Source organism: Marinobacter antarcticus (assembly GCF_011049865.1).
Lineage (GTDB): Bacteria > Pseudomonadota > Gammaproteobacteria > Pseudomonadales > Oleiphilaceae > Marinobacter > Marinobacter antarcticus_A.
In genome coordinates, this window is the sequence record NZ_DRGY01000030.1 from 16,391 (window position 1) to 40,539 (window position 24,149).

At 56.3% G+C, this 24,149-nt stretch carries 23 protein-coding genes; 14 read left to right on the forward strand and 9 right to left on the reverse strand.

Annotated elements, in window-relative coordinates:
* The first annotated feature begins 114 nt into the window (after nt 1-114).
* From hemA to ENI00_RS03395, 4 genes are read left to right on the forward strand one after another with little or no spacing between them, the layout of a single operon-like run.
* Nucleotides 115-1,404 carry a glutamyl-tRNA reductase gene (hemA, locus tag ENI00_RS03380; protein ID WP_304098922.1) on the forward strand — a complete coding sequence of 430 codons (1,290 nt, stop codon included), beginning with the start codon at nt 115-117 and terminating at the stop codon, nt 1,402-1,404.
* Nucleotides 1,401-2,489, forward strand: a complete 1,089-nt coding sequence (prfA, locus tag ENI00_RS03385; protein WP_304098816.1) for a peptide chain release factor 1 — start codon at nt 1,401-1,403, stop codon at nt 2,487-2,489. The genes hemA and prfA overlap by 4 nt, the downstream gene beginning before the upstream one ends.
* A complete protein-coding gene (gene prmC, locus ENI00_RS03390; RefSeq protein WP_304098817.1) occupies nt 2,479-3,348 on the forward strand; it encodes a peptide chain release factor N(5)-glutamine methyltransferase in 870 nt (289 codons plus the stop codon). Before prfA ends, prmC begins: the two co-directional genes overlap by 11 nt.
* Entirely contained in the window at nt 3,338-4,087 is a 750-nt protein-coding gene (locus ENI00_RS03395; RefSeq protein ID WP_304098820.1) for a HesA/MoeB/ThiF family protein, read from the forward strand. The genes prmC and ENI00_RS03395 overlap by 11 nt, the downstream gene beginning before the upstream one ends.
* A gap of 62 nt (nt 4,088-4,149) precedes the next feature.
* Here the strand turns inward: ENI00_RS03395 and phrB are convergent, their stop codons facing one another.
* Nucleotides 4,150-5,568, reverse strand: a complete 1,419-nt coding sequence (gene phrB / locus ENI00_RS03400; protein ID WP_304098822.1) for a deoxyribodipyrimidine photo-lyase — start codon at nt 5,566-5,568, stop codon at nt 4,150-4,152.
* Nucleotides 5,569-5,724: 156 nt separating this feature from the next.
* Here phrB and ENI00_RS03405 point away from each other — a divergent pair, with 156 nt between their 5' ends.
* Genes ENI00_RS03405 through ENI00_RS03430 form a run of 6 tightly spaced genes read left to right on the forward strand, consistent with a single transcriptional unit; the run spans nt 5,725 to nt 10,335 of the window.
* Entirely contained in the window at nt 5,725-6,534 is an 810-nt protein-coding gene (locus tag ENI00_RS03405) for a hypothetical protein (protein ID WP_304098824.1), read from the forward strand.
* 24 nt (nt 6,535-6,558) lie between these two features.
* The gene (locus tag ENI00_RS03410; protein WP_304098826.1) at nt 6,559-7,446 is read left to right on the forward strand and encodes a mechanosensitive ion channel family protein; all 888 of its coding nucleotides are present in this window, start codon (nt 6,559-6,561) and stop codon (nt 7,444-7,446) included.
* On the forward strand, nt 7,427-7,924 hold the full coding sequence (locus ENI00_RS03415; protein ID WP_304098828.1) for an ATP-dependent zinc protease: 498 nt from the start codon (nt 7,427-7,429) through the stop codon (nt 7,922-7,924). The genes ENI00_RS03410 and ENI00_RS03415 overlap by 20 nt, the downstream gene beginning before the upstream one ends.
* On the forward strand, nt 7,921-8,826 hold the full coding sequence (gene rimK / locus ENI00_RS03420) for a 30S ribosomal protein S6--L-glutamate ligase (RefSeq protein WP_304098829.1): 906 nt from the start codon (nt 7,921-7,923) through the stop codon (nt 8,824-8,826). The genes ENI00_RS03415 and rimK overlap by 4 nt, the downstream gene beginning before the upstream one ends.
* A gap of 3 nt (nt 8,827-8,829) precedes the next feature.
* Entirely contained in the window at nt 8,830-9,894 is a 1,065-nt protein-coding gene (locus ENI00_RS03425; protein WP_304098832.1) for a succinylglutamate desuccinylase/aspartoacylase family protein, read from the forward strand.
* Between the two features lie 15 nt (nt 9,895-9,909).
* The gene (locus tag ENI00_RS03430; protein WP_304098836.1) at nt 9,910-10,335 is read left to right on the forward strand and encodes a secondary thiamine-phosphate synthase enzyme YjbQ; all 426 of its coding nucleotides are present in this window, start codon (nt 9,910-9,912) and stop codon (nt 10,333-10,335) included.
* Between the two features lie 3 nt (nt 10,336-10,338).
* On the opposite strand, the gene ENI00_RS03435 is transcribed toward ENI00_RS03430, so the two are convergent.
* Nucleotides 10,339-11,574, reverse strand: a complete 1,236-nt coding sequence (locus ENI00_RS03435) for a C45 family autoproteolytic acyltransferase/hydolase (RefSeq protein ID WP_304098838.1) — start codon at nt 11,572-11,574, stop codon at nt 10,339-10,341.
* Between the two features lie 82 nt (nt 11,575-11,656).
* Between ENI00_RS03435 and ENI00_RS03440 the strand changes: the two genes are divergently transcribed.
* The gene (locus ENI00_RS03440; protein ID WP_304098841.1) at nt 11,657-12,019 is read left to right on the forward strand and encodes a hypothetical protein; all 363 of its coding nucleotides are present in this window, start codon (nt 11,657-11,659) and stop codon (nt 12,017-12,019) included.
* A gap of 102 nt (nt 12,020-12,121) precedes the next feature.
* Here the strand turns inward: ENI00_RS03440 and tpx are convergent, their stop codons facing one another.
* Nucleotides 12,122-12,619, reverse strand: coding sequence for a thiol peroxidase (gene tpx / locus ENI00_RS03445; protein ID WP_304098844.1), 498 nt, complete (start codon nt 12,617-12,619; stop codon nt 12,122-12,124).
* A 231-nt stretch (nt 12,620-12,850) separates the two neighbouring features.
* On the opposite strand from tpx, the gene ENI00_RS03450 reads away from it, so the two are divergent.
* Entirely contained in the window at nt 12,851-13,807 is a 957-nt protein-coding gene (locus tag ENI00_RS03450) for a LysR family transcriptional regulator (RefSeq protein ID WP_304098846.1), read from the forward strand.
* Here ENI00_RS03450 and ENI00_RS03455 read toward each other — a convergent pair.
* From ENI00_RS03455 to glmS, 6 genes are read right to left on the reverse strand one after another with little or no spacing between them, the layout of a single operon-like run.
* A complete protein-coding gene (locus ENI00_RS03455) occupies nt 13,755-14,636 on the reverse strand; it encodes an HpcH/HpaI aldolase/citrate lyase family protein (protein ID WP_304098848.1) in 882 nt (293 codons plus the stop codon). The two genes, ENI00_RS03450 and ENI00_RS03455, sit on opposite strands and share 53 nt — an antisense overlap.
* Nucleotides 14,637-14,640: 4 nt before the next feature.
* Complete coding sequence (locus ENI00_RS03460) at nt 14,641-15,831, reverse strand: CaiB/BaiF CoA transferase family protein (protein ID WP_304098851.1); 1,191 nt, start codon at nt 15,829-15,831, stop codon at nt 14,641-14,643.
* Nucleotides 15,821-17,080, reverse strand: a complete 1,260-nt coding sequence (locus tag ENI00_RS03465; protein WP_304098853.1) for a methylaspartate ammonia-lyase — start codon at nt 17,078-17,080, stop codon at nt 15,821-15,823. The genes ENI00_RS03460 and ENI00_RS03465 overlap by 11 nt, the downstream gene beginning before the upstream one ends.
* A gap of 39 nt (nt 17,081-17,119) precedes the next feature.
* The gene (locus ENI00_RS03470; protein WP_304098856.1) at nt 17,120-18,583 is read right to left on the reverse strand and encodes a methylaspartate mutase subunit E; all 1,464 of its coding nucleotides are present in this window, start codon (nt 18,581-18,583) and stop codon (nt 17,120-17,122) included.
* Between the two features lie 12 nt (nt 18,584-18,595).
* Entirely contained in the window at nt 18,596-19,981 is a 1,386-nt protein-coding gene (locus ENI00_RS03475) for a glutamate mutase L (RefSeq protein ID WP_304098858.1), read from the reverse strand.
* Complete coding sequence (gene glmS / locus ENI00_RS03480; protein ID WP_304098859.1) at nt 19,978-20,442, reverse strand: methylaspartate mutase subunit S; 465 nt, start codon at nt 20,440-20,442, stop codon at nt 19,978-19,980. The genes ENI00_RS03475 and glmS overlap by 4 nt, the downstream gene beginning before the upstream one ends.
* A 400-nt stretch (nt 20,443-20,842) precedes the next feature.
* Here glmS and ENI00_RS03485 point away from each other — a divergent pair, with 400 nt between their 5' ends.
* Both ENI00_RS03485 and ENI00_RS03490 read left to right on the forward strand, forming a co-directional pair.
* A complete protein-coding gene (locus tag ENI00_RS03485; protein WP_304098861.1) occupies nt 20,843-21,820 on the forward strand; it encodes a TAXI family TRAP transporter solute-binding subunit in 978 nt (325 codons plus the stop codon).
* Between the two features lie 102 nt (nt 21,821-21,922).
* Nucleotides 21,923-24,103: a TRAP transporter permease gene (locus tag ENI00_RS03490; RefSeq protein WP_304098863.1), complete on the forward strand. Its 2,181-nt coding sequence runs from the start codon at nt 21,923-21,925 to the stop codon at nt 24,101-24,103.
* The last annotated feature ends 46 nt before the right edge of the window (nt 24,104-24,149 follow it).

The following is a 24,149-nucleotide window of genomic DNA, read 5'->3' on the forward strand; positions in this document are numbered from 1 at the left end:
ACTTCCCGAACTGTAGGCGGTTTTGGGTGGCAGACAAGGCCTCTGGTCGTTAAAATGGCGTTAAACCAAGATTCGCTTACACAGTTCACCGGTAGAGGATTGCAAAACCAGGAAATGGCACTGCTAACGATGGGAATCAACCATCGCACGGCTCCTGTTGAGTTACGGGAGCGAGTTGCGTTTACGCCCGAGCGTATGTCGGAGGCGTTCGCAGAGTTGCGGGCGGCGTCTGGTGCCAGTGAAGCCGCTATTCTGTCGACTTGCAATCGTACCGAGCTGTATCTTGCCGGTGACGACGACTGCGCGCCGCTGGTGCTGCGTTGGCTGGCCGGTTTCCACGACATGGATGTTGCCGAGCTCGAAGAGGTGCTTTACGTGCACCGTGACGCCGATGCGGTGCGACACATGATGCGGGTTGCGGCCGGGCTGGACTCAATGGTTCTCGGTGAGCCGCAAATATTTGGCCAGTTGAAGGACGCCTATGCGCTGGCCAGGGAGCACGGCGGAAGCGGGTCTTTTCTCTCTCGTATGTTTGAGCAAACCTTTTCGGTTGCCAAGCGTGTTCGTTCTCAGACGGCTATCGGCGAAAATCCGGTGTCTGTCGCTTATGCCGCGGTGAGTATGGCGCATCGCATTTTTGCTGATATGTCACACAACACAGTGCTGCTGATAGGCGCAGGCAAAACCATCGAACTGGTCGCGCGTCACCTTGCTGACGCGGGTGTAAAGAACTTCATTGTTGCCAACCGTACATTAGAGCGGGCGCAAGCGTTGGCAGAATCCAGGGGCGGCCGGGGCATTCTGCTTTCGGAAATTCCAGATTATCTGGGCGATGTCGATATCATTATTTCATCCACGGCCAGCCCGCTTCCCATACTCGGCAAAGGCGCGGTAGAGCGCTCCCTGAAAAAGCGCAAGCACCGGCCGTTTTTCATGGTGGACATTGCGGTACCCCGGGACATCGAACCCGAAGTGGGTTCTCTGGCGGATGTATACCTTTACACCGTTGATGATCTGCGCCAGGTAATCGAAGAAAATATACGCACCCGTGAAGGTGCGGCCCGTGAAGCAGAAAATCTCATTGCAGACGGGGTACAAGAGTTCCTTAGCCAGCTCCGGGCACTGGATGCGGTTTCCACGTTAAAGCAGTTCCGACAGCGTGCGGAAGTGTTACGAGACGTGGAAACAGAAAAAGCCCTGCGCGTTTTACGCAACGGCGGAGACCCCGAAACCGCCTTGCGTAGCCTGGCGCGGGGCCTGACAAATAAACTCCTCCACGAACCGTCGATACAGGTTCGCAAGGCCACCACCGAAGGGCGCACCGAGGTGACTGAATGGCTGAGAGAGCTTCATCAGCTCGATGTGTTGAACGCAGACGCGACGACCACCCCGGAAAAACTATGAAATCATCAATACAGTCCCGCCTCGAGCAGCTCGTTGAACGCTTCGAGGAGGTGAGTGCTTTGCTTAGCGATCCAGACACCATTGCCCGTCAGGACAGGTTTCGGGAATTGTCCCGGGAGTTTGCCGAGATTGAGCCGGTTGTACAGTGCTTTCAGGCCTGGAGAAAGTCGCTGGACGATGTCAGTGAGGCAAAAGAACTGGCCAAAGACGGCGATGTCGATATGCGCGAAATGGCCGCGGAAGAGCTTGGAATTGCGGAACAGAAAACCGAAGATCTGGATGAAGAACTGCAGCGGTTGATGCTGCCAAAAGATCCGAACGATGGCAAAAACGTGTTCCTGGAAATTCGAGCGGGCACGGGCGGTGATGAGGCCGCAATTTTTGCGGGGGATCTGTTTCGCATGTACAGCCGTTACGCCGAACGTCGTCGCTGGCAGATGGAAGTGCTGAGCGAGAACGAAGGCGAACACGGCGGTTACAAGGAAATTATTGCCAGAGTTGCCGGTGACGCTGTGTATGGTGCACTGAAATTTGAATCCGGCGCGCACAGGGTGCAACGGGTTCCGGAAACCGAATCCCAGGGTCGTATTCATACGTCGGCCTGCACCGTTGCCATTATGCCAGAGGCGGATGAAGCCGAGGCCATTGAAATCAGCAAGGCGGACTTGCGCGTGGATACGTTCCGCTCCTCCGGCGCGGGCGGCCAGCACGTGAACAAAACGGATTCTGCCATTCGGATTACCCACCTTCCAACCGGTATTGTGGTGGAATGTCAGGAGGAGCGTTCGCAGCATAAAAACCGGGCCAAGGCGATGAGTTTTCTCGCCTCACGCCTGCAGAATGCGGAAACTGAACGCCAGCAGAAATCCATGGCCGAAACCCGCAAAAGCTTGGTGGGCAGCGGTGACCGTTCTGAACGTATTCGCACCTATAATTTTCCCCAGGGCCGGGTAACCGATCACCGGATTAACCTCACACTCTATAAGCTTGACGATGTGATTGCCGGCGATCTGGGCTCCGTAATTTTACCCCTGCAACAGGAGCACCAAGCGGAGCTTCTGTCTTCGTTGTCAGATGACGAGTAAGCGTTCAATGACCTGCCAGGCATTGTTGAACAACGCGGTTCGCCGGATTGCCAGTGAGACGCCCCGTCTGGATGCGGAGTTACTTCTTGCCCACGTAAGCGGCCTGAGCCGCTCCAGCTTTCGTGCTTTTCCTGAGCGCGAAGTGGATGCCCAACCGGCAGCGGAATTCGAAAGCCTGGTGGCGCAGCGCGCCCTGGGGATGCCTGTTGCCTATCTGTTAGGCCATCAAGAGTTCTGGTCACTGCCTCTCACGGTAAGCAGTAGCACACTGATTCCCCGGCCTGATACCGAATGCCTGGTAGAGCAGGCGCTGGAATTGCTTCTGCCGGATACGGCCCGGGTTGTCGACCTGGGCACCGGCACCGGAGCCATAGCTCTGGCGTTGGCCAGCGAGCGGCCGAGCTGGGTGATCAGCGCGTGCGATCTGTTGGACGATGCGGTGGCGCTGGCTCAGCTAAACGCTCGTCAACTGCGGTTGCCAGTGAACGTTTACCAGAGTAGCTGGTTTGCCGGATTGCCCTCTGCCAGCTTCGATCTGATTGTTTCCAATCCGCCTTACGTCGCATCGGATGACCACCATCTCAAGGAAGGTGATGTTCGCTTTGAGCCCTCGTCGGCTTTGGTGTCTGGAGCTGATGGCCTTGATGATATTCGCAGGATTGTGGACGAAGCCCCTGCCTGGCTGAGCGCGGAAGGCTGGTTGCTTCTGGAACACGGATTTGATCAGGCAAAGGCGGTTCGGGAGCTGTTCGTCGACCGTGGCTTTGCTATGGTAGAAAGCCGACAAGACTATGGCGGCAACGACCGCATGACTCTGGGGCAATGGCCCCGGAAAAAGGGAGCCCTCCATGCTGAATGATGACGAACTCCTGCGCTTCAGCCGCCAGATCCTGATGCCCCGCTTTGACATCGCGGGCCAGGAGGCGTTGAAATCCGCCCGTGTCCTGGTGGTTGGCGCCGGGGGCCTGGGTTGCCCGGTTGCGCTTTATTTGGGTGCCGCCGGCGTTGGTCACCTAACGCTGGTGGATGATGACGTGATCGAGCTGGCCAATCTGCAGCGTCAGATAGCGTTTGAAACCGCCCAGATTGGTGAGTCCAAGGCAGAAACCTTGGCCGCGCGGGTGCGCAGTATCAATCCGGCGGTGTCTGTTTCTGTGGTTAACCGCCGCCTTGAGCCGGACGATTTTGCCCGCGAAGTAGCCGAAGCCAGCCTGGCGCTGGACTGCTCTGATAACTTCAGTACACGCTTTGCGCTGAACCGCGCCTGTGTCGCGGCCGGCGTGCCGTTGATCTCCGGCGCCGCTATTCGGGGGGAAGGCCAGCTCAGCGTTTATGACAGTCGGAATCCGGAATCGCCTTGTTATCATTGTCTTTATCCGGAGCAGGGCAATGAGGATCTGACTTGTTCTGAGGCCGGGGTGATTGCGCCGTTGGTTGGTATGATTGGTTCTGCTCAGGCCATGGAGGCTATCAAGGTGATTTCTGGCGTTGGCAGACCGCTTGTGGGTCGGCTGCTGATTCTGGATGCCTGGGAAATGCAGTGGCGCGAAATGAAACTGACTAAAGATCCTGATTGTCCGGTTTGTGGATCGGGGTAAGTTTTACCTGACCGAAGCGGGCGTGAGTGCACTCACGCCCGCTTCTACATTGGTTCCCCGGTCTAGTCTTTTAGAGCCTGAAATCTGGCGATAGCTTCCTTTCTGCTTTCCTTCAAATTAACGATTGGCCTTGGGTATCCGCCGGGGATTACGCCGCTTTTTGACGGATCGTGGATGCGTTTGTTATCCAGTTTTGCCAGCTCAGGCATCCATTCACGGATAAACTCGCCCTTCGGATCAAAACGCTCGCTTTGGGTAACCGGGTTGAACACTCGGAAGTAGGGGGCTGCGTCTGTTCCTGTGGAGGCGCTCCATTGCCAGCCGCCGTTGTTGGATGCCAAAAAGCCATCCACCAGTTTTGACATGAAGTAGGCTTCGCCCAGCCGCCAGTCGATGAACAGGTTTTTGGTCAGGAACATCGCCGTGACCATTCTTAGTCGGTTGTGCATCCAGCCGGTCTGGTTGAGCTGGCGCATGGCGGCGTCAACCAGGGGGATGCCGGTGTTGCCGGATTTCCATGCCTCAAAGTGCTGACCGGGGTCGTTCCATTGCAGCGCTTCGGTTTCCGGTTTGAAGGCGCGGTGCATGCTGACTCGCGGGCAGTGATAAAGCGTATTGATGTAGAAGTCTCGCCAGGCGATTTCGGTTATCCAGGTTGTCAGGCCTTCCTGGTTACCACCCATGCCTTGCGCTTGCCTCGCTGCAATCAGGCACTGGCGGCCGGACAGTACGCCGTTGGCCAGATACGGTGAGAGCGTGCTGGTGCTGTCGAGCGCGGGGAAGTTTCGTTGGTCTTTGTAGGCACCTGCGTGCTCTGCGAGAAAGCGCTCCAGTTGGGAATGCGCGGCATCTTCTCCGGTTTCTACCAGTGCTGGCGGAGCATCGCTAAAGCCTTCGGGAATGCGCGCTATGCGTTCGGGTTTCAGGGCGTCGCCTCTGGCCTCGGGAATGGGAAAGAGCGCCGGCTGGTTGTCGTCAATCCAGCTGCGCCAGCGTCGAGAGAACGGGGTGAATACGGAGTAGGGCTCGCCTTGGCCGGTTAGTATTTCGCCCACTGGTGCTACGGTCTGGTCGCGGTACTTGCGCGCTGTGATGTTCCGTTCGTCGCACCGGTGTTTCACGGCCTTGTCGCGTTTGCGCTCGTTAACGCCATACTCTTCGTTGAAGTGGAGCTTGCGGATGCCGTGTTCCCGGCAATGAGCTTCAAGCGCTGTAATACTGTCGCTGAAGCGTTCAGCATGGATAAAACAAAGCGGTATACCGAGCTTTGCCAGTGTTTCTGCCAGAGCATTCGCGTGGGCGATCACAAACCAAACCCGCGCCGGCGACCAGTCGTGCTCCTGCCATTGTGCGGGCGTAAGGATGAAGCAGGCGCGCACGTCAGAATGGCCTCCCGCTTCACCAGCGTCTTTGCAGGCGGCGGTCAGGGCGGGGTTGTCGGCTATGCGCAGGTCGTTTCTAAACCATACCAGGTGTGTCATTGGCTATTCCATATCGGGTTGCGGCGCGGAATGTAAGGGTAATTACATCGCACTGTGGCAATAAAATCACAGAGTTAGATATTCGCCCAAAGTATCTGATTGGATTATAGTTGTCGCAACTTTACCCGCCGTATTCGTGGGAGATTCACAACGTTTATGAACAATGAAACCGAAAGCCGGCGCGATGGTGCGTGGGCCCAGCCATACGAGCTCGAGTCCGGCCAAACACAACATCACAAGCTTGGGCATGTGCGGCTGTGGATTACGTTGCTCGACAAGGAATGGCAGGTTCGCTCCGACATCCGTGAGTCTGATTCTGATCTGGTGGGCTGGACCGAATCTGTTGGGCACAAGCTGCCAGCGGCCAGTGTATCTCTGCAACGTTTTATCCGAGAAGGGGGTGAGTCAACCGTAACCTTTATACCTGCCGTTGCGAATCTCCCCACAGTGATACGCCCCTATCAGCCGCTGACTATTCCGGCGGGCGGGCGATGCACAATTTACGTGGGCACGGTTGTGTGGATGAAAATCTGTTCCGGGCCAAAGCAAACGGTGCTGTCAGAGCTTCCGCTTGCCGAGCCGTCGTTAACCTGGGTGGGGCGCAACACCATGGAGGGCGAGCTGTGCTATTCGTCGTCCAGCTTTGCGCGCCTGGTGCTGGAAGCGGTTCCCAAGCGACCGTGGCGCGCGGTAACACCGGTTACCATCATCAATCGCCGGCCTCAACCTTTGCTGCTGGAGCGTTTCAGTCTCCCCACACCGCTGCTGTCGTTGCACCAGAACGAGCGGGGGCAGTTGTGGACTCCGGGCGTGGTTGTAGAAGTGGAAACCGATATGAATTCGGCGAGCCTGCACGTGGATGAGACGTTGCTCGTTGCCGCGGGTCCTTGTAAGCAGGTAGCGCCGGCCCGGGAAAAACCGGCCAGAGGGCGTTTTGTGCGAGCCTTCGATCGGGTATTTGGCTGATGCAGATTTTGCGGAGTAACGATTGTGATTGTTGAGTTGAAAACGGGTGCCGCTCAGGTGTTTAACGCGATAGCGTGGGGGCAATGGATCAGCTCTGGCTTTTTGCTGGTGCTGGGCGCTGTGCTCGCGTCGCTGGCGGCGCGCAGCGTGTCAAAGGTGATGGCCAAACGCAGCTCTCGGCACCATACGGTGATGGTTCGGCGCCTGGTGTTTTACGTAATTTTTGTGTTGTTTGGTGTGGCAGCACTTCGGGAAGCCGGCTTTTCACTGGATGTTGTGTTGGGCGCGGCCGGCATCCTGACCGTCGCGATCGGTTTTGCGTCTCAGACCTCTGCGTCCAATATGATCAGCGGGCTATTCCTGCTTGTTGAAAAGCCTTTTGAAATCGGTGACTCCATCGAAGTCGAAACGATCGCGGGCGAAGTGGTGGGAATCGACATGCTCAGCGTTAAGCTGCGCACCCGGGACAATCTTTATGTGCGCATCCCGAACGAAACGTTGATCAAGACACCCGTGGTCAACCGTTCCCGGTTTCCGATTCGTCGCATCGACCTTAATGTGGGGATTGCCTATGCTGAAGATGCAGGGAAAGTAGAAGCACTGTTGATGGAGTTGGCCGAAAAGAATCCCGCCTGCCTGGAAGAGCCAAAAGCGTTTGTATTGGTCACCGCGTTTGGCCCATCCTCGGTGGAGCTGCAATTTTCTTTCTGGGTGCCGAAAGACAAGGTGCTTGAAGGTAAAAGCGTTATGCTTGTTGCCATCAAGAAGACCCTCGACAGGGCCGGTGTGGAAATACCCTTTCCGCACACAAGTATCTACGCTGGCAGTCATTCTGAGCCCTTCCGCGTGCAGTTGATGGCGCCGGAGAAAGCCACTGAAAAGGAACAGTTGGATGTCTACAAAGACAGCTGAAGCCATTAAAACCGTTGCGGTAACACCGGCTGAAAACAAAATTAGCCTGGGTTGGCGTGAGTGGGTGGCGCTGCCTGATTTGGATATTAACCGCATCAAGACAAAAGTGGATACTGGGGCGCGTACGTCTTGTCTGCACACGTTCCGAACGGAGCCCTACACAAAGGACGGCGAGCGCCGGGTTCGGTTTTGGGTGCACCCGGTTCAGAACGATATGCATCAGATGGTGGAGTGTGATGCCCGCGTTCTTGATGAGCGTGATGTATCCGATTCCGGTGGTCACACGGAACTGCGGCTGGTGATTGAAACCACTTTGGTCGTCGGTAGTGAAAGCTGGCCGATTGAAGTAACGCTCACGAACCGGGATACCATGCGATTTCGCATGCTGCTCGGGCGCACCGCAATGGCAGGCCGCTCGATGATTTATCCCGAAGCTTCTTATCTCGCCGGAGAGCCGGCTTTAAGGCCTGAAAAATGAAAATTGCAGTTCTGTCGCGCAACCGGCATTTGTATTCAACCCGCCGTCTGGTAGAAGAAGGGGTTAACCGTGGGCATGAAGTGAAGGTCATCGACTGCCTGCACTGTTCGATGAACATCACGTCGGCTAATCCCCGGATTCACTACCACGAAGATGTGCTGGAAAATTTTGACGTTGTCATTCCGCGTATCGGTGCGTCTGTTACCTTCTATGGCACGGCTGTTTTGCGCCAGTTTGAAATGATGGGAACCTTCCCGGTGAACGAGTCTGTTGCCATCACCCGCTCCCGGGACAAGCTGCGATCTTTGCAGTTGCTTGCGCGCAAAGGCGTTGGCATGCCGATCACCGGTTTTGCCAACAAACCCGATAACGTGCCGGAGCTGCTGAAAATGGTGGGTGGGGCACCGGTTGTTATCAAACTGCTGCAAGGCACTCAGGGCATTGGCGTGGTGCTGGCGGAAACCCGCACGGCCGCCGAAAGCGTGATCGAGGCCTTTATGGGGCTTAAGGCCGACATACTGGTGCAGGAATTCATCAAGGAAGCCGGCGGTGCTGATATTCGTTGCTTTGTGATTGGCGACAAAGTGATTGCCGCTATGAAGCGACAGGGAGCGGAGGGTGAGTTCCGGTCTAATCTGCACCGCGGTGGCAGTGCGTCACTGGTGCGTATTACGCCGGAGGAGCGCAAAACAGCCATTACCGCAGCCAAGTCCATGGGCTTGAACGTGGCGGGTGTCGACTTACTTCGCTCCAGTCGCGGCCCGCTGGTCATGGAAGTTAACTCCTCGCCCGGCCTCGAAGGTATTGAAAACGCCACCGGCAAAAATGTTGCAGGCATGATCGTAAACTGGATCGAGAAAAATCAGGCGCCTTGGCGCACCAAAACCAAAGGCAGGGGTTAGTCGATGGCGCGCGCGCCTTTTGAAATGGCGGGAGTCAAGGTTCAGCCTGGCACCCGGCAAACCGTAGAAATTCCAGTGGCAAAGTTGTACACCCATACCCCTTTGCACATACCCGTTGAAATTGTGCATGGGCGCCGGGATGGCCCGGTTTTGATGGTGTGTGGCGCCATACACGGTGATGAAATTGCCGGTGTGGAAATTGTTCGTCGGGTGCTTAAAAACTCGACGCTTCGTAATTTGCGCGGCACGTTAATAGCCGTGCCCATCGTGAACATCTTCGGGTTTGTGCATCGCACGCGCTATCTGCCTGACAGGCGGGATCTTAATCGCTGCTTTCCTGGCAGCGAACGGGGCTCTCTTGGCGGGCGCATTGCCTATCTTTTGCGTACCCAGATAATGGAGCACGTGACCCACATCATCGATTTACACACCGGCGCCATTCATCGATTTAACCTGCCGCAGGTTCGGGCGGAGCTGAAAAACCCTGAAACCGCGCGAATGGCCGAAGCGTTTGCCGCACCGGTGATTATTGATGCAGGCCTGCGGGAAGGCAGTCTGCGCGCCTACGCAGACTCTCTGGACATCCCCGTCATCACCTATGAAGGTGGCGAGGCATTGCGGTTTGACGATGTTGTTATCGGCAGCGGCGTGAAAGGTGTGATGCGAGTGATGCGAGAGCTGGAAATGGTTCCTCCGCGAAAAGGTCGCAATGTCGCGAAAAAACGCTCGGAAATCGCTGCCAGTTCCCAGTGGGTGAGAGCCGAGATTGATGGCATCATGCGCCCCGTTGCGCAGCTCGGGCAGAAAGTGCGCAAAGGCCAGAAAATTGCCATGGTTGCGGATCCTTTTGGCGAGTCTGAAACCGCTATTCTCTCGCCCTGCTCCGGCATTGTGATTTGCGTCAACAATCTCCCTTTGGTAAACGAGGGCGAGGCGATTTATCACATCGCCCGGTTCGACGAACTGGACGAAGCGGAAAAGGCCATGGATTATTTCCGCAGCTCCTTTGAAGCCGAAGTAAGCGAGGCCGTTGTACCCATGCACCCCTGGGACGAACTCCAGAAATAAACCACAGGAGCAATCATGATTTGGGATCAGACGTTTGTTGATTTGGCGCCGCTGCCCCGGGGATTTCACCTGCTAACCAATGAAATCCTTGCTCAGGCGCCGGAGATGAACAACTGTGAGGTCGGGTTGCTGCACCTGTTTATACAGCACACGTCGGCTTCGCTGGCGGTGAACGAAAACGCTGATCCGGACGTGCGCGGTGATCTTGAACGCCACTTTAACGTGATAGTGCCCGAGAGGGCGCCGCACTATGAGCATGTGATGGAAGGGCCAGACGACATGCCCGCCCACCTCAAAAGCGTTCTCATCGGCCCGTCACTCATGTTGCCCGTTCGCCAAGGGCACCTTGCGCTGGGAACATGGCAGGGCATTTACTTGTGTGAACACCGGGATCGGGCGGATGGCCGGCGGATTGTGGCTACGTTGCAGGGGCGTTGGTGAGCATTAGCTCGCGGGATAATACCAAACCTCTGCTATCTGCTCAGCATAGTCTTGCCAGGAAAAAGAATTTTCCGACCGCAGAATCTTTTTCAGTTTTTGCAGTGCATCCGGCTGCCCGACCACCGAGGCGGGTAAGTAGACGAGACCTTGCAACAGTTGCTGTCGAATAGTCGCTGGCAAACTGTGATCCGAGTCAGCGTGCCCTACAAGAGCAGCAGGAGCCATCACTGGATCTGCCTGCTTACCGGGGTTTGTTTGCTGCCCAAGACGGACTGTTTTTGTCGTTTCCCGAAAATCGGCAAAGCCATGTTGCCAGGCTTTTTCCCCGGGCCAGTGATACGCCATGGTTCCACTCAATGGTTTGTAAACAGCGGTGTAAACCGTGCCGAACTGTTGCGTATAGTTGCCAGAGAGCAGTGGCGGGGCTAAAAATGCGTTGCGAAGTGGCTGCTCACTCATCGTGTCGCCTGTCAGCAATTCATCCAGAAACTGTTTACGCTCGAGCGTTTTAGAAAACACGGCCTGCTGTGGCCAGGTTACTTTGGTCTGATGGTTGGTAATACAGCGCTCGCGGGTAACAATCGCGGGCTGATCAGGGGCTAACATCACGGTGGCAAAATCTCCCTGTCTGTCGACAAGGGTGACGTTGTACGCCATGTGTGACGGTATCCTTTGCAGTACCTTTATCGCCTGCTTGACGTTCTCGCAGGTTTGCAGCACATAGCACATTATGAACGGAATGCCGAAACCCTTTCCCACCTTGTTGCTGCCGCCAAAGGTCAGCGAAGCCACAAGGCCGGATTTGTTCATGCCATCATTCAGTCCCCAAAGGCACTCATTGGTACCAATAACCTCTTGCCCCAACCAGTTCGATTGGGACAGCAAGTTCTCGGATATATCCGGACTGAGGTCATAATTGCGTATCAGCAACGGCTCGTCATTCAGCAACACCGCTTGCGAGCAGCTCACCAGATAAGCCGGTGGCTGATACCCCGTCAAAAACTGGGCCGCGACAGGGCAATCATTAGTGGCCTCCAGGAAACGCTCGTAGAGCGGCTGCATTTCCGGCATCACCGCCGCGAGCTGCCGCTGCCCCTGTTTGAGCGCACTCGGGTTAATATCGTCACGCTTTTTTTGACCATACCAGACTTTATAAGCCGGCCAGTAGTCGTTAAAAGCAGCCTGCCATTGCGTATCGATCTTCTCGATTTTACGGGCGCGAAAAGTAGTCGGTAGCATTTTCTTCTCCTGGAAATTGCGTGACAGGTTGGTTGTCACTATGATGCATACTGTGATCACTTGCGGAAAGGTTGTCAACACTATGGATCATATTGATTTCCAGGCCTTGTCATTACAACGGGTAAAGTCGACCGATATTGCGGGTCTATTCAGTTTGTGGCGCATCCAGAACATCGCCACGGTTTACCGTGCCCAACGCGAGCACCAAAGCGGCGGCTTTGGTAATCCGGAAAAGCATCCCTACGTCTGGGCTGTCGCCTTAATGGTCGATGGCCTATGGGCGCGCGTGCACAATGCCCGTGGCCAGGGCCGAGAATGGAGTAATCTAGACCGGCTGGAAATATGGTTGCGCGAGCAGGGTATCTCGCGCTGGCAAGTCGTGAATGATTTGGAAGAAACCGGCGTCAAAAGGCTGGGTGAAGCTTATTACAAGGCACCAAAGTAACGTTTGAAAGAGAAGCGGGGACCGGAATCCCCACATTTCCGTGTCAACAAGATCGAGAACAATCCGGTTGCTTAAAAATCGACCCCGAGTCAGCCGGGAATCTCACAGCTTCGCCAGCGCGGCGTCGTAGTCCGGTTCCTGAGCAATTTCGGGCACCTGTTCGGTGTGAATAACAGTGCCGGTCTCATCCAGAATAACAATAGCGCGGGACAGCAGGCCCCTGAGTGAGCCGTCCGTCATCTCGACGCCGTAGTCCGTGCCGAACTCCCGGTTGCGAAACGTGGAGACCGGCATTACCCGATCCAGGCCCTCGGCCCCACAAAATTGGGCCTGAGCAAAGGGCAGGTCCGCCGAAATGCACAGCACCACGGTATTATCCAACTGTGCTGCCGCTTCGTTAAAGCGCCTCACTGACTTGGCGCAGGTGGGGGTGTCGATGCTGGGAAATATGTTGAGGAGAACACGCTGGCCCGACAAATCCGCCAGCGTTAACGTTGTCAGGTCGGTTTTAGCAAACTGCGCCGCCGGAGCTTTGCTGCCAGGGGCCGGTAACTCACCGATTGTTTCTATGGTAACGCCGCGCCGGGTAATGGAAGCCATGGTGATTCCTTCTATATTGGTTTGGATCTGACTGGACAACCATTACAAGAGTTGAGCGCAAAGCACAAACGAAAACTATCCGAGAGGCTGACCGAGGTGTTGTCTTGACCGGTTGAATGCGCCCCCGGAGTAATTGGAAAACGAGAACCGTCAGGCACAGCGGTATAGTCGGTGGAGTACCAATAAGTTAAAGTAACTCGTTGAACCGACTCGTAACCGGATTGCTTAGCGATGGAAGATGCCCTGCAAAAAGTGACGCTGCGCCAATTACAGATTTTTCTGGTCGCCGCGCAAACGCTGAGCTTTATACGTGCGGCGGAAATCCTGCGGCTGACACCCCCGGCGGTGTCGATGCAAATGAGCAGTCTGGGTGAGGAGCTGGGCGCACCTCTGTTCGAGAAGAAGGGGCGCAACCTAGTGTTGACGGTGGCCGGTGAAACCCTCATTCCCTACGCCGAACGGATCACCCAAACGTTGCAGGATGCCAACAGCGCCATCGCGGCGCTCAAGGGCGTCCAGCGCAGCACGGTCAAGGTTGGCATGGTGACCACATCGCGTAATTTCGGGCCGCATCTGGTGGCGAGGTTTCAGGCGGAACACCGTGACACCAAGCTCGACATTATTATTGCCAATCGCCGTAGCATTATCGAAAAGCTCGAGCATCAGCAGGTGGATGTTGCCTTGATGGGGCGTTCGCCCCGACGTATTCAGGTGGATTCTGCGCCCTTTGCCGATCACCCCTACGTGGTAATTGCGAACCCGAACCACCCGCTGGCAAAGCAATCCAGGATTGATCCTCTGGAGTTGAGCAACGAGACTTTTCTGGTGCGGGAGAAGGGCTCGGGCACTCGCATGGTGCTTGAGCGGTTTCTTGAGGACAGCGGGCTTGCAGTGCCACGAATTCAGGAAATCGGCGGTACGGAGAACATCAAACAGGCGGTGATGGCGAATATGGGCGTGGCGGTGATTTCAGGCCACACCATTCATCTGGAGCGCCAGTTGGGGCTGCTGAGCGTGTTGGACGTGCAGGGCATGCCGCAAATCCGCACCTGGTTTGCGGTGCATCTCAAAGGGCGCGAGCTTAGTGAAGCCGCCGTCAGATTCGAGCAGTTTGTGAAGGAACAAGGGCCTCAGTTTATGGCTGAGTTTTTTGGCGAACCTGCGACAACACCGCGCGGGCCCGGGTAACCACCGGCAAGTCCACCATTTTACCGTCCAGAACCACTGCTCCCCGTTGTGCTGCAATCGCCGCGTCAAAGGCTTCAATCACGCGTGTTGCGTGGGCGATGTCTTGTTCATTAGGTTCAAAGGCCTGGTTCAGGATTGCGACCTGGCTGGGGTGAATGCACAGGGCGCCGTCAAAGCCCATGGCCCGCCCCTGGTTTACGGAAGCCGCAAAGCGTTCAAGATCACCATACTCGGCAATGCTTCCGGGAAAACCAAATGCCTGAATGCCCGCCGCCCGGGCTGCGAACACTACCTGCTGGCAGGGGTGGAACAGCATATCCGGTGTGGGTTCAAAGTGGCCGTCAGCGCTGAGATCTTCGCTGCCGATGGCTAAGCCGGTGAGTCGGGTGCAGGCCTTGGCCAGCTCGTTGGCTTGAGCCAGGCCGGCAACGGTTTCTACCAGTGCCATCAGTTGAATATCGCCCACGCCGAGCCCGCGTTCCATTTCAAGCTCGGTGATGAGCTCGTCGATAAGCTGAAGGTGTCCGGCACTCGACGCCTTGGGCACCAGAACGGTCCGAACCCCCTGCGCAACGGCTGCTTCCAGGTCCTGCACGGTGTTTCGCAGGTCGCGATTGATACGAACGCCTACTCCAATCCCGTGTGAGTTGATCTGGTTTACCGCACTCTCAAGGGTGAGCCTTGCGGAGGCTTTGAGATGCGCGGGTACGCTGTCTTCCAGATCAAGAATGATCGCATCCGCACCGCGGGTATGGGCGCTGGATACAAATCGCTCGATGTGCGCCGGGACGAACAGCAGTGAGCGGTAGTTTGGAAGAGGTGTTTTCATCACGTTAGCGCCTGGTGAGGTCTGATGACTGAGGAGCGAATTCCGCGCGAATCGACTGCGTATGCTCACCGGCGCCGGGAATGCGTCCGTACTGTGCGTCGCCGGGTTCGCCGGAATGCCGGATTGGCGGCGCCACCAGTTCGGCGCTTTCACCGCCCGGCAGGGTAACCGCCCGGCGTCTCAGCTGTGGATGCTTTGCAAAGGTTTCCATCGAATTGACGGCCCCGTAGGCAATGTCTGCGGCTTTGAGTCTGTCTTCAAGAACGAGCCTCAGGCAAGAGGAAAATACCTGATCGATGTAAACGTCCAGCGCCTCCCGGTTGCGAACGCGAGCTTCGCCACTGCTGAAGCGCGGGTCTGCGGCGAGCGCCGTATCGCCGAGTATGTCGCTGCAAAATCTTGCCCACTCGCGCTCATTTTGCACCGAGATGGCGAGAATTTCTCCGTCTTTGGTGTCGTAACCACCGTAGGGCGCGATAGAAGGGTGGTGCAAACCCACCCGTTGGGGCGCTTTGCCGCCGTAGGTTGTGTGCATCAAGGGCACGGTCATCCAGTCGGCGGCGGTATCAAACAGCGAGACTTTCACGCCGCTGCCTTTGCCGGTGCGCTCCCGCAAGAACAGCGCTTGTTGAATACCGATCACCGCGTTCATGCCCGCGCCTATGTCGCACACCGAGACGCCGATGCGGCCGTGGCCTTTGGGTGAACCATTAATGGCGACCAGACCACTTTCACACTGCACTAAAAAATCGTATGCCTTCATATCGCGATACTGGCCGTCTTCTCCGTAGCCGCTGATATCGCAGGTAATCAGCTTGGGGTAGCGGGCGCGCAGATCATCGGTGTTGAAGCCGGCGCGGCCCACGGCGCCGGGCGCCAGGTTCTGGATAAACACGTCTGCCCCGGAAAGAATGCTGTGCAAAAGCTTTGAGTCTTCGGCGTCTTTAATATTCAGCTCAAGGGATTCCTTGCCGTGGTTGGCCCAGACGAAATAGGAGGATTCACCTTTCACCACGGTGTCGTACTGGCGGGCAAAATCGCCGCCGCCGTTGCGTTCAATCTTGATCACCCGGGCGCCGCCCTCTGCAAAGTGACAGGAGCACAGAGGGGCCGCTACCGCTTGCTCAAGGGTGACAACCCGCAGGCCTTCATAGGGTTTAGTTGTGGCGTTTGCGCCGTGTGTATTACTGTTCATTGGTTGCTCCGGCTGTTAATGCAAGCATCGCAATGCTGCGCCGCATTTCGTTGCTGACGACATTCATGCCCTCATCGAAGCCCATGCCGGGCTTGACCAGCATCCGCATAGGGCGTGCGGCGAGTGCGAGGTGAACGCAGGTGCGGGCGGAAATGTCGGTCTCGTTGCAGGTGCCGCCCTGATAGGCGAGCACCCCATTGTTATTACAATACCGGATAGCGTCCACAACGTTGTGGATGCTGCCCAGGTCCGGGGTTTTGATCTGCACCATATGGCAGCATTGGGCGTCGGTGAACTCCACCACGTCCTGATACGTGTTGCACCATTCGTCTGCCACGATGCCAACGTTTGAACCAAGCGTTTCCAGCCTGTGCGAGATGGCGCTGAGGGCCTCGATTTGAGGGTTTTTGCCACCGGCATCAACGGGTCCCTCAATTTGCAGGGAGAACTCTCCGGCGGCCGCACCCAGTTGCGCCAGATACTCCGCGATGCGGTCGGTGTTGTGGTCGAAGATCAGGCCGATGGTTCCGTACACATCAATATGCAGGTCCGGTCTGTATTCCGGGATCTGGCGCACCGAACGGATACGTTCGGCCAGCCAGGCCACGTATTCAAACAGTTTTTCGCCGCGCCGGCCAAGTTTGTCGGCCACGTTGTTGATCAGCCCGTGGGGCAGGGCACCTACCTGTTTGAGGATCATCTTGTCGACCGCACGATAACGGTCGTCGCCGCTCTGACCGAACAGGGGCACAGCCTTCGGTATGACCGGCAGTTCGTATTCCCGGCAGATAACCTCCATTTTCAGGCATCGACCAGCCAGGGCAGTGGCTTCCAGCAAGGCCTGGGAAATGCCATACCGGATGGCGGTATGCAGGCGCCGGCCGTCAATCTCGAGGTTGTCGAAAAACCGGGCATTCTGAAGAAAGCTGTCTACCGTTAACCCTTCCAGCAGCGGGCGCAAATGGGCGTTCATAAACGCAATGAAATGATCGGCGGTAAACAGGGCGTCGCGCCCGGCGGCGCCGGAGTACTGCACAGCCGCGCAATCGCCCACGGCAACGCTGCCGTCTTCAAGGGTCAGAATAACCGACACGCATTCGCCAGCTTGGCGAACAGAGCGGAAGCCAGGTGTCATGGGGTCGCCCTGATAGGTGAAACCGTCCTGTGTGGCGCCTTGCTTGATGGCTTGCTGATCGTCGAAATAGAAGGCGGACAAACCACCCACAAATACGGTACGTGTAATTATCATGAGCTTGCTCTGCTTTCTGAAATTTAAGTGATCAGATGTCTACAAAGGCCGCCCGATCAGGCGGCTGTTCGAGATTGCGTTCACGTCGTCAATGACCATCTGGAAAGACGGTTCGCGGCCTTCGCTTGCGGCCCGTTCGGCGATCCTGTCACGGTGAAAGGCGAGCACGTCATCGGGCAGGGGCGAGTTGCCTTTATCGAGCACTCGCAAGGCGCCGTTGTCATCACGCACAGGCATCAGGACGCCGGCGTTGGCCCGTGCGGGCGCAAAGGGAATGTCCATCACGCCTGACTCGAACGCCCGAATGGTGCCCTCTGCGATATTACCCTCGCCCAGGGCGAATACCCGCGACAGTACGGCGCGTACTTCCCGCTTGATCATGTCGGTTTCAAGGGCAACGTCGTCGCCCGCAGGCTTTTGCTGTTCACCCAGCATGTTGATCATCTGGCGGGTAGCGCGAAGACCATCCCGGTTGGCCGCCATGGTCGGTACGCCACTGGCTTCGTGGGGTGTTTTGACGATAACTTTGGTGGCGCCGGCCAATGAAGCTGCCGCGGCGCCCAGGCAAATCACCCCGTAAGCCGAGGACTCTTCATCCGGAAACCCGCCCATCCACTGGTGGAACACCGTGCTGAGCTGATAGCCGGAATACCCGGCCGCGCTAAAGTACTCCTCACCGAGTTCCCGGAGCGAGCGGATTGCGGCTATGTCCTGCACCAGATTGCCGCCTTGGCCATACCCCAGGGTGATGCATTTCACCCCCTGTTCCAGCGCCAGCAAGCCTTCAAGAATCATCACGCAATGGGACACAAACGGTGGCACCAGGGTGCCGGTGAGCGGCCCGAACGGTTCGCGATTAATACGCACGCCTTCTTCTTCATAGCGCCCCACAAGCCGATCGCAATACTGCCAGTGCCGAATGCTGTCGCGCAGCTTCACACTCTTTGCATAAGGAATGTTGTAGGAGATGCCACCGCCTTCGTAGCTGGTGAAGCCTGCCGCCAGCGTAATTTCGGCCAGCAGGCGGGCATCGGGCGTGCCGTGGCGAACCTGAACCGGCTTATCCAGCGCTTCCACCAGTTCCCGGCAACCCTGAAGGCCATGATTAACCGCGGGGAAACCGTTCATCAGAGAGCGCCCTGCTTCCCGTGAGCGGGCGATACCGTTGGCGCACTTGTCGTAACGGTTGTGGCGGGTATAGGCGTCAATCGTGGTTGGCAACACATCGCAATAAGGCTGTAAATCGGTTAGCAGGGCGATTTGCTCCTGCAGCAGAGCCACGCCCGCTCTTGGCTGCAGCAAGGTTCGGCCAGCGTCGTCGGCGGCTTTCATAACGGCAGAGAACTGCTTCTCCACCGGCAGATCGAGCTGGTAGCGAACGCCCTCCCGGAAGTTGACGTCGGCACCCGTCGGCCAGGTGTTCAACACGGCGTTGCGTTCTGTTTCAAATACCTTGTCAGCCAGGCGCTGGTTTACAAGCGTTTCTGTTGAATCCGGATGCATGATTGAGTGCCCTCAGGCTGCGATTGCAATAGAAAGTTGTAACTGCGCAGTGCCAGCACGCGCGGCGGCCTCCGGGTAGCCCCGGGCGATGTTGGCCAATAGCGGAAACAGGTAATGTTCGTCGCGATAGAACGCCACATATTTTGGTGCCAGTATCTGTTTACTGTGCTCGTCAACCGAGAGACTCGCCAGCCAGGGATTGGGGTCAAACCGCGTGACGTTTGAGAGGTAGCCCCCGGAACCGATGACGCGCCGAACGCACGACAGGTCTCGCCCGGTTTGCACGTTCACCACGCCATCTACCGTGCTGACCTGATGAACTCGCCCTGCGTGCCGGCTGCAGGCGTTCACCACGCAACTGCCGGCAAGCGCTTCATCAAACGCCCGCCCTGCTGCGTTATCTGGAATGGTGTCGGGGCTTTTGGATACGCAGTTCAGGTGAGCCCGGAAGGCTTTTTCGGCGAGCCCCAATTGCTGCAAACCGTCCTGAATAAGGTGTTTACCAGCCGCCGCAGCACTGTTTGCTGAAATTCGCATGCCCAGATCGCCCTCAACAGTGCGTTTTACCAGGGGTTCGGGTAAGCCCCGGCGCACGGTGCCGTTGACCGGCTGCTCGCCGTGACAGGAGTAGACGTCCGTTGTGGCGCCACCCAGGTCAATCAGCATGAATTCTTCCCAGCCAGGCGCATAGTGGCGGATGTGCTGGCAGTACTCATAGATAGCATAGGGCGTGGGCGTTGGCTCTTCACCGGTCGCGTCAACGATGATATCCAGGCCCTTGCCTTTAACAATGCTCGCCAGGAAAACCTCGCGCAGAGCCAGGCGCGCGGGTTCGGGGTTGGGCTGCTCAAGTGAAGGCAGCAAATTGTCCACAAAGGTTACGTCTCGTGCGGCCAGTAATTCCGCAACTTCGTCCCGAACCGACCGGTTGCCCGCATACACAATGGGGCAGGTCAGGCTGGATTTGGCAATGGCGGCTGCGTTTTTCAAAACACAGTCGGTATGGCCACCATCGGTGCCGCCGGCAAACAGCAGAATGTCGGGCGGGGTTTCTTCAAGGGCCAGAATGTCAGAGCGGGTCAGCCGGTAGGAATAAACCTGGCTTATTTTCGCGCCTGCCGAATAGGCAGCGATGCGTGCCATCTCGGAAGTGACTTCAGGCACAATGCCCAGCGCCGCCACGCAAAGGCCACCCTTGGCCGAAGAAGAATAGAACAACCGATCCGACTTGCCGTGCTTTTCAAGATCACGGCACACGCCAAAAAAACTTTCCGACAAGTTGTCGACCGAAGTAGGGCGAGTTTCCCGCGCCAGCAAGCGCAAGGTCCCGGACGCGCTCATTTCGAAGGCCGCCCCCTTGGTCCACGTAGAGCCTATGTCTATCGAGGTGATAATCATGCGGATTTGGTCAACGGCTCGCGGGCGAAACGCTGCTCGATGATGTCATCTTTAAGCCACTTGACCAGATCGTGAAGATCAACGCGCGGTGAGCAAACGCGGTCAAAACCCATTTTCAGAAACAACGTTTCGATGTCCTGAAAATCGGACTTGCCGATCACAAGATTGCCGCCCACGTACAACAAAACGTCGTCCAGACCACGTTCAAAACAGCGCCCACGCAGGCCATGACAGTCAATTTCCCCGTGCCCATAAATGGACGACACCAGAATGGCGTCTGCGCCGGTTTCGATCGCCGCATCGATAAACTCATCCTGGCTGACCATAACGCCCAGATTGATAACGTCGATTCCGGCCTGGCCCAATACGCTGGCCAGAATCTTGTTACCCACGGCGTGACAATCAGAGCCGATAACACCCAGAACAACCTTGTATTCATGCTTGTTCGACATAGATTTCATGACATTAATCCTTAACGTGCGGCCCATCGGAGCGTAAAAATCGGGCGAAGAATGATAAGACAATGTCATCATAATAGGTAAGTAAAAGTTATTTACAAGTATTTATAGGTAAATAATTATGACCAATTGGTGGTAGATGGATATTGTTCGACTCCGCTAATTTTGTTTTTGGGCCGGACTAACGGGGTTCGATTGCGTTGGCGGGATTCAACCCATAGCTCGGTTTTTATGGGTGAAACATCACCCATTTTTCTGTATTCAGTGCCGTCGAATTTTTAAATAGTGTTGTTTTATAAACGGTTTTTAATTCTGGCCTACTCCTTGCTGGTTAGTTGTTATCGTGGCCCCTACGGGCTTCGTCGAGCACCCAATAAACAAATCGAATCAGGGAGCATTCTCTATGAAGACCCAAGCCATTATGGCGGCGGCATTCGCCTCTACTCTTGTTGTTGCTAATCCAGTTGCCGCCCAGGACCGGGCCGGATGGCCGGAAAACTTTACGGTGGGCACGGCCAGCCAGGGCGGTACTTACTTTGCCTATGGCTCCGGTTGGGCTAACTTTGTTGCAGAAAGTCTGGGCGTTTCCGGCGGTGCTGAAATTACCGGCGGCCCTATGCAGAACATGGCACTGGTGCACACCGGCGATCTCAAGTTTGGTCTGACCACCATGGGCCCGGCTCGGGAATCCATGGAGGGCAACAGCCCAATTGCCCCGGGGATGAAAATGGACAACGTGTGCGCCATGTTCCCCATGTATGAAACACCTTTCTCGGTGACGGCACTTTCCAGCTCTGGTATCACGTCCATTTCCGATATTCCGGATGGCGCCACTATTGGCTTCGGCCCGGCTGGCTCAACGTCAGACACCTATTTCCCACGCATGATGGAAAGCCTGGGTGTGAACTTCGAGCGCCGCAACGGCAGTTGGTCTGATCTTGGTAGTCAGCTTCAGGATGGCTTGATCGATGTGGTGGCCTTTGCCGCAGGCATTCCCATCCCGGCTGTTAGCCAGTTGGAAGTTCAGACCGATGTAAACATCATTGGCATGACCGATGCGGAAGCGAAGAAAATCACGGATAACTTCCCGGTGTCTGAATTCACGATTCCTGCGAACACGTACCAGTCGCTTGACAAGCCGTCGCGAGTGGTTTCCATGTGGAACTTTGCCATGGTGAACTGCGATATGCCTGAGAGCTTTGTGTATGAAATCACCAAGCTGACCATGGAGCAAAACGACAGAATGGTGTCTATCCATAAGGCGGCCAGCAACTCCATTCCCGAGAACTATAGCAAGAACAACGTTCTGCCTTGGCATCCTGGCGCAGCGCGCTGGTTCAACGAAAACGGTTACACCATCGAAGAAAGCAAGATCAAGTAGCACTGTTGATCTGAGTAACTGATTGAAAGGGGTCGGGAGGCCCCTGAACAACAGCCGGCAGAGTCTGTCGGCTCCGATTTGCCTGCTTCCGGGAATGCCCCAATGACACTCGAACGACATTCCAAAGACTTTTCCGATGTGGAGGTGGGCGAAAACCATGTGCTTGCCCACGACGTGGATGAAGAGCCTGTAGAGACCAACCGCCGATTGTTTGTAGGCGGCATGATGAAGTTTGTTTCTTTGCTTGCGATCGCTTACTCCTCATTCCATCTTTATTCACTGAACATTGCACCGCTGGAGACCTGGTCGTTCCGGATTGTGCACATTGCCGGAACGCTTGTTCTGGGCTTTGTTCTGTTTGCCGGCGCACGATTTGTGTCATCCGAAGAGGGCCCTGCGCGCCATCGCTGGACCACGTGGATAGGCGCTATTGCGCTCATACCCGCATTTTATGTGCTGTATCAAGCCTTTTCGTTTTGGCAGATGGTTCGGAATGGCGCCATGCGAATTCCCGTTGAGCTGGAAACCTGGCATTTTGGCTGGCCCTTACTGGCGGCAACGAGCACGGGTATTGTGATTAGCTGGTTCCATCAGCGCGAGCGTTCGCGTTTTAGCGTGCCGGATCTGGTGCTGATTGTGTGTTCCGTGGCCGTTGCCACGTATTTTCTCGTGGTTTATAACACCCCCATGCGCATGTCTACGGGCACCTCGTTTGCGCCGATAGGCATCTCCTTTGCCGCTGTGGCAGGCACCGCGCTGATTATGGAGCTTACTCGCCGGGTTGCCGGCCTTGCCTTGGTGGTTATCGGGCTGATATTCCTCTTGTATGTATTTGCCGGCCCCTATCTGCCGGGCTTTCTTGGCTATCCCGGGCTGTCGGTGCAGCGCTTTTTCAGCCAGGTATACACGGACGCCGGTATTCTTGGGCCCACCACGGCTGTATCGTCTACCTACATTATTTTGTTCATTATTTTTGCCGCGTTTTTGCAGTCATCAAAAGTCGGTGACTACTTCGTGAACTTCGCGTTTGCGGTCGCTGGGCGCTCGCGGGGTGGCCCCGCCAAAGTGGCAATTTTCGCATCAGGCCTGATGGGCATGATTAACGGCACCAGCGCCGGCAATGTGGTGTCCACCGGGTCACTGACGATCCCGCTGATGAAAAAAGTGGGTTACAGCAAAAAATCGGCTGGTGCTGTAGAGGCTGCTGCGTCCACAGGCGGCCAGATCATGCCCCCGATTATGGGCGCCGGCGCTTTCATCATGGCCGAGATCACCGGTATTCCTTACACCGAGATTGCCATTGCCGCCATCATTCCCGCGATTCTGTACTTCGCGTCTGTTTACTTCATGGTTGATTTTGAAGCTGCAAAATTAGGCATGCGAGGCATGCGCGAAGATGAGCTGCCAAAGCTGCGCGCCATGGCGAAGCAGTGCTACCTGTTTTTACCGATCATCATTCTGGTGGTGGCGTTGTTCATGGGTTATTCGGTTATACGTGCCGGTACGTTGGCCATGATTTCTGCGGCGGTTGTGAGCTGGTTTTCACCCAACAAAATGGGCATTCGCCAGATTCTGGAAGCGTTGGAAACTGCCTCTTATATGGCAATACAGATTGTTGCGGTGTGTGCGGCGGCGGGTGTTATCGTCGGCGTTATTTCCCTGACAGGTGTTGGCGCTCGCTTCTCGGTGCTGCTGCTTGATGTGGCCGAGGCCAGTCAGTTGCTTGCGTTGATCTTCGCGATGTTTATATCCATCCTTCTGGGTATGGGCATGCCGACAACAGCCGCCTACGCGGTTGCCGCATCGGTGGTCGCGCCCGGGCTTGTGCAGCTTGGGATTGAGCCGCTGACGGCGCACTTCTTCGTGTTCTACTTTGCGGTTGTTTCTGCTATTACTCCGCCGGTTGCCTTGGCTTCCTATGCTGCAGCTGCAATTTCAGGTGCCAAAGCCATGGAAACCTCAGTGGCGTCGTTCCGGATTGGTATTGCCGCCTTTATCGTGCCGTTCATGTTTTTCTACAACGGCGCTTTGCTGATGGAGGCCGGATGGTTCGAAATTGCCCGCGCACTGATTACCGCGCTATTTGGTGTTTACATGCTGTCGGGCGGGGTGCTTGGTTGGTTTGCCAATGTATCGGCTTCCTGGGTAGCTCGCCTTATGCTGGTGGGTGCTGCCCTGTTGATGATTGAAGGCGGCCTGATAACCGACCTGACGGGCATCACTCTGGCCGCGTTGGTGTTCCTGATGCAGCGGCAACGCCGGGGGCGCCTGGCAGCCGCTTGAGTTCGGGAGTTTTGCCGGCCCTTGTCCTCGACGGGGCCTGGCTATA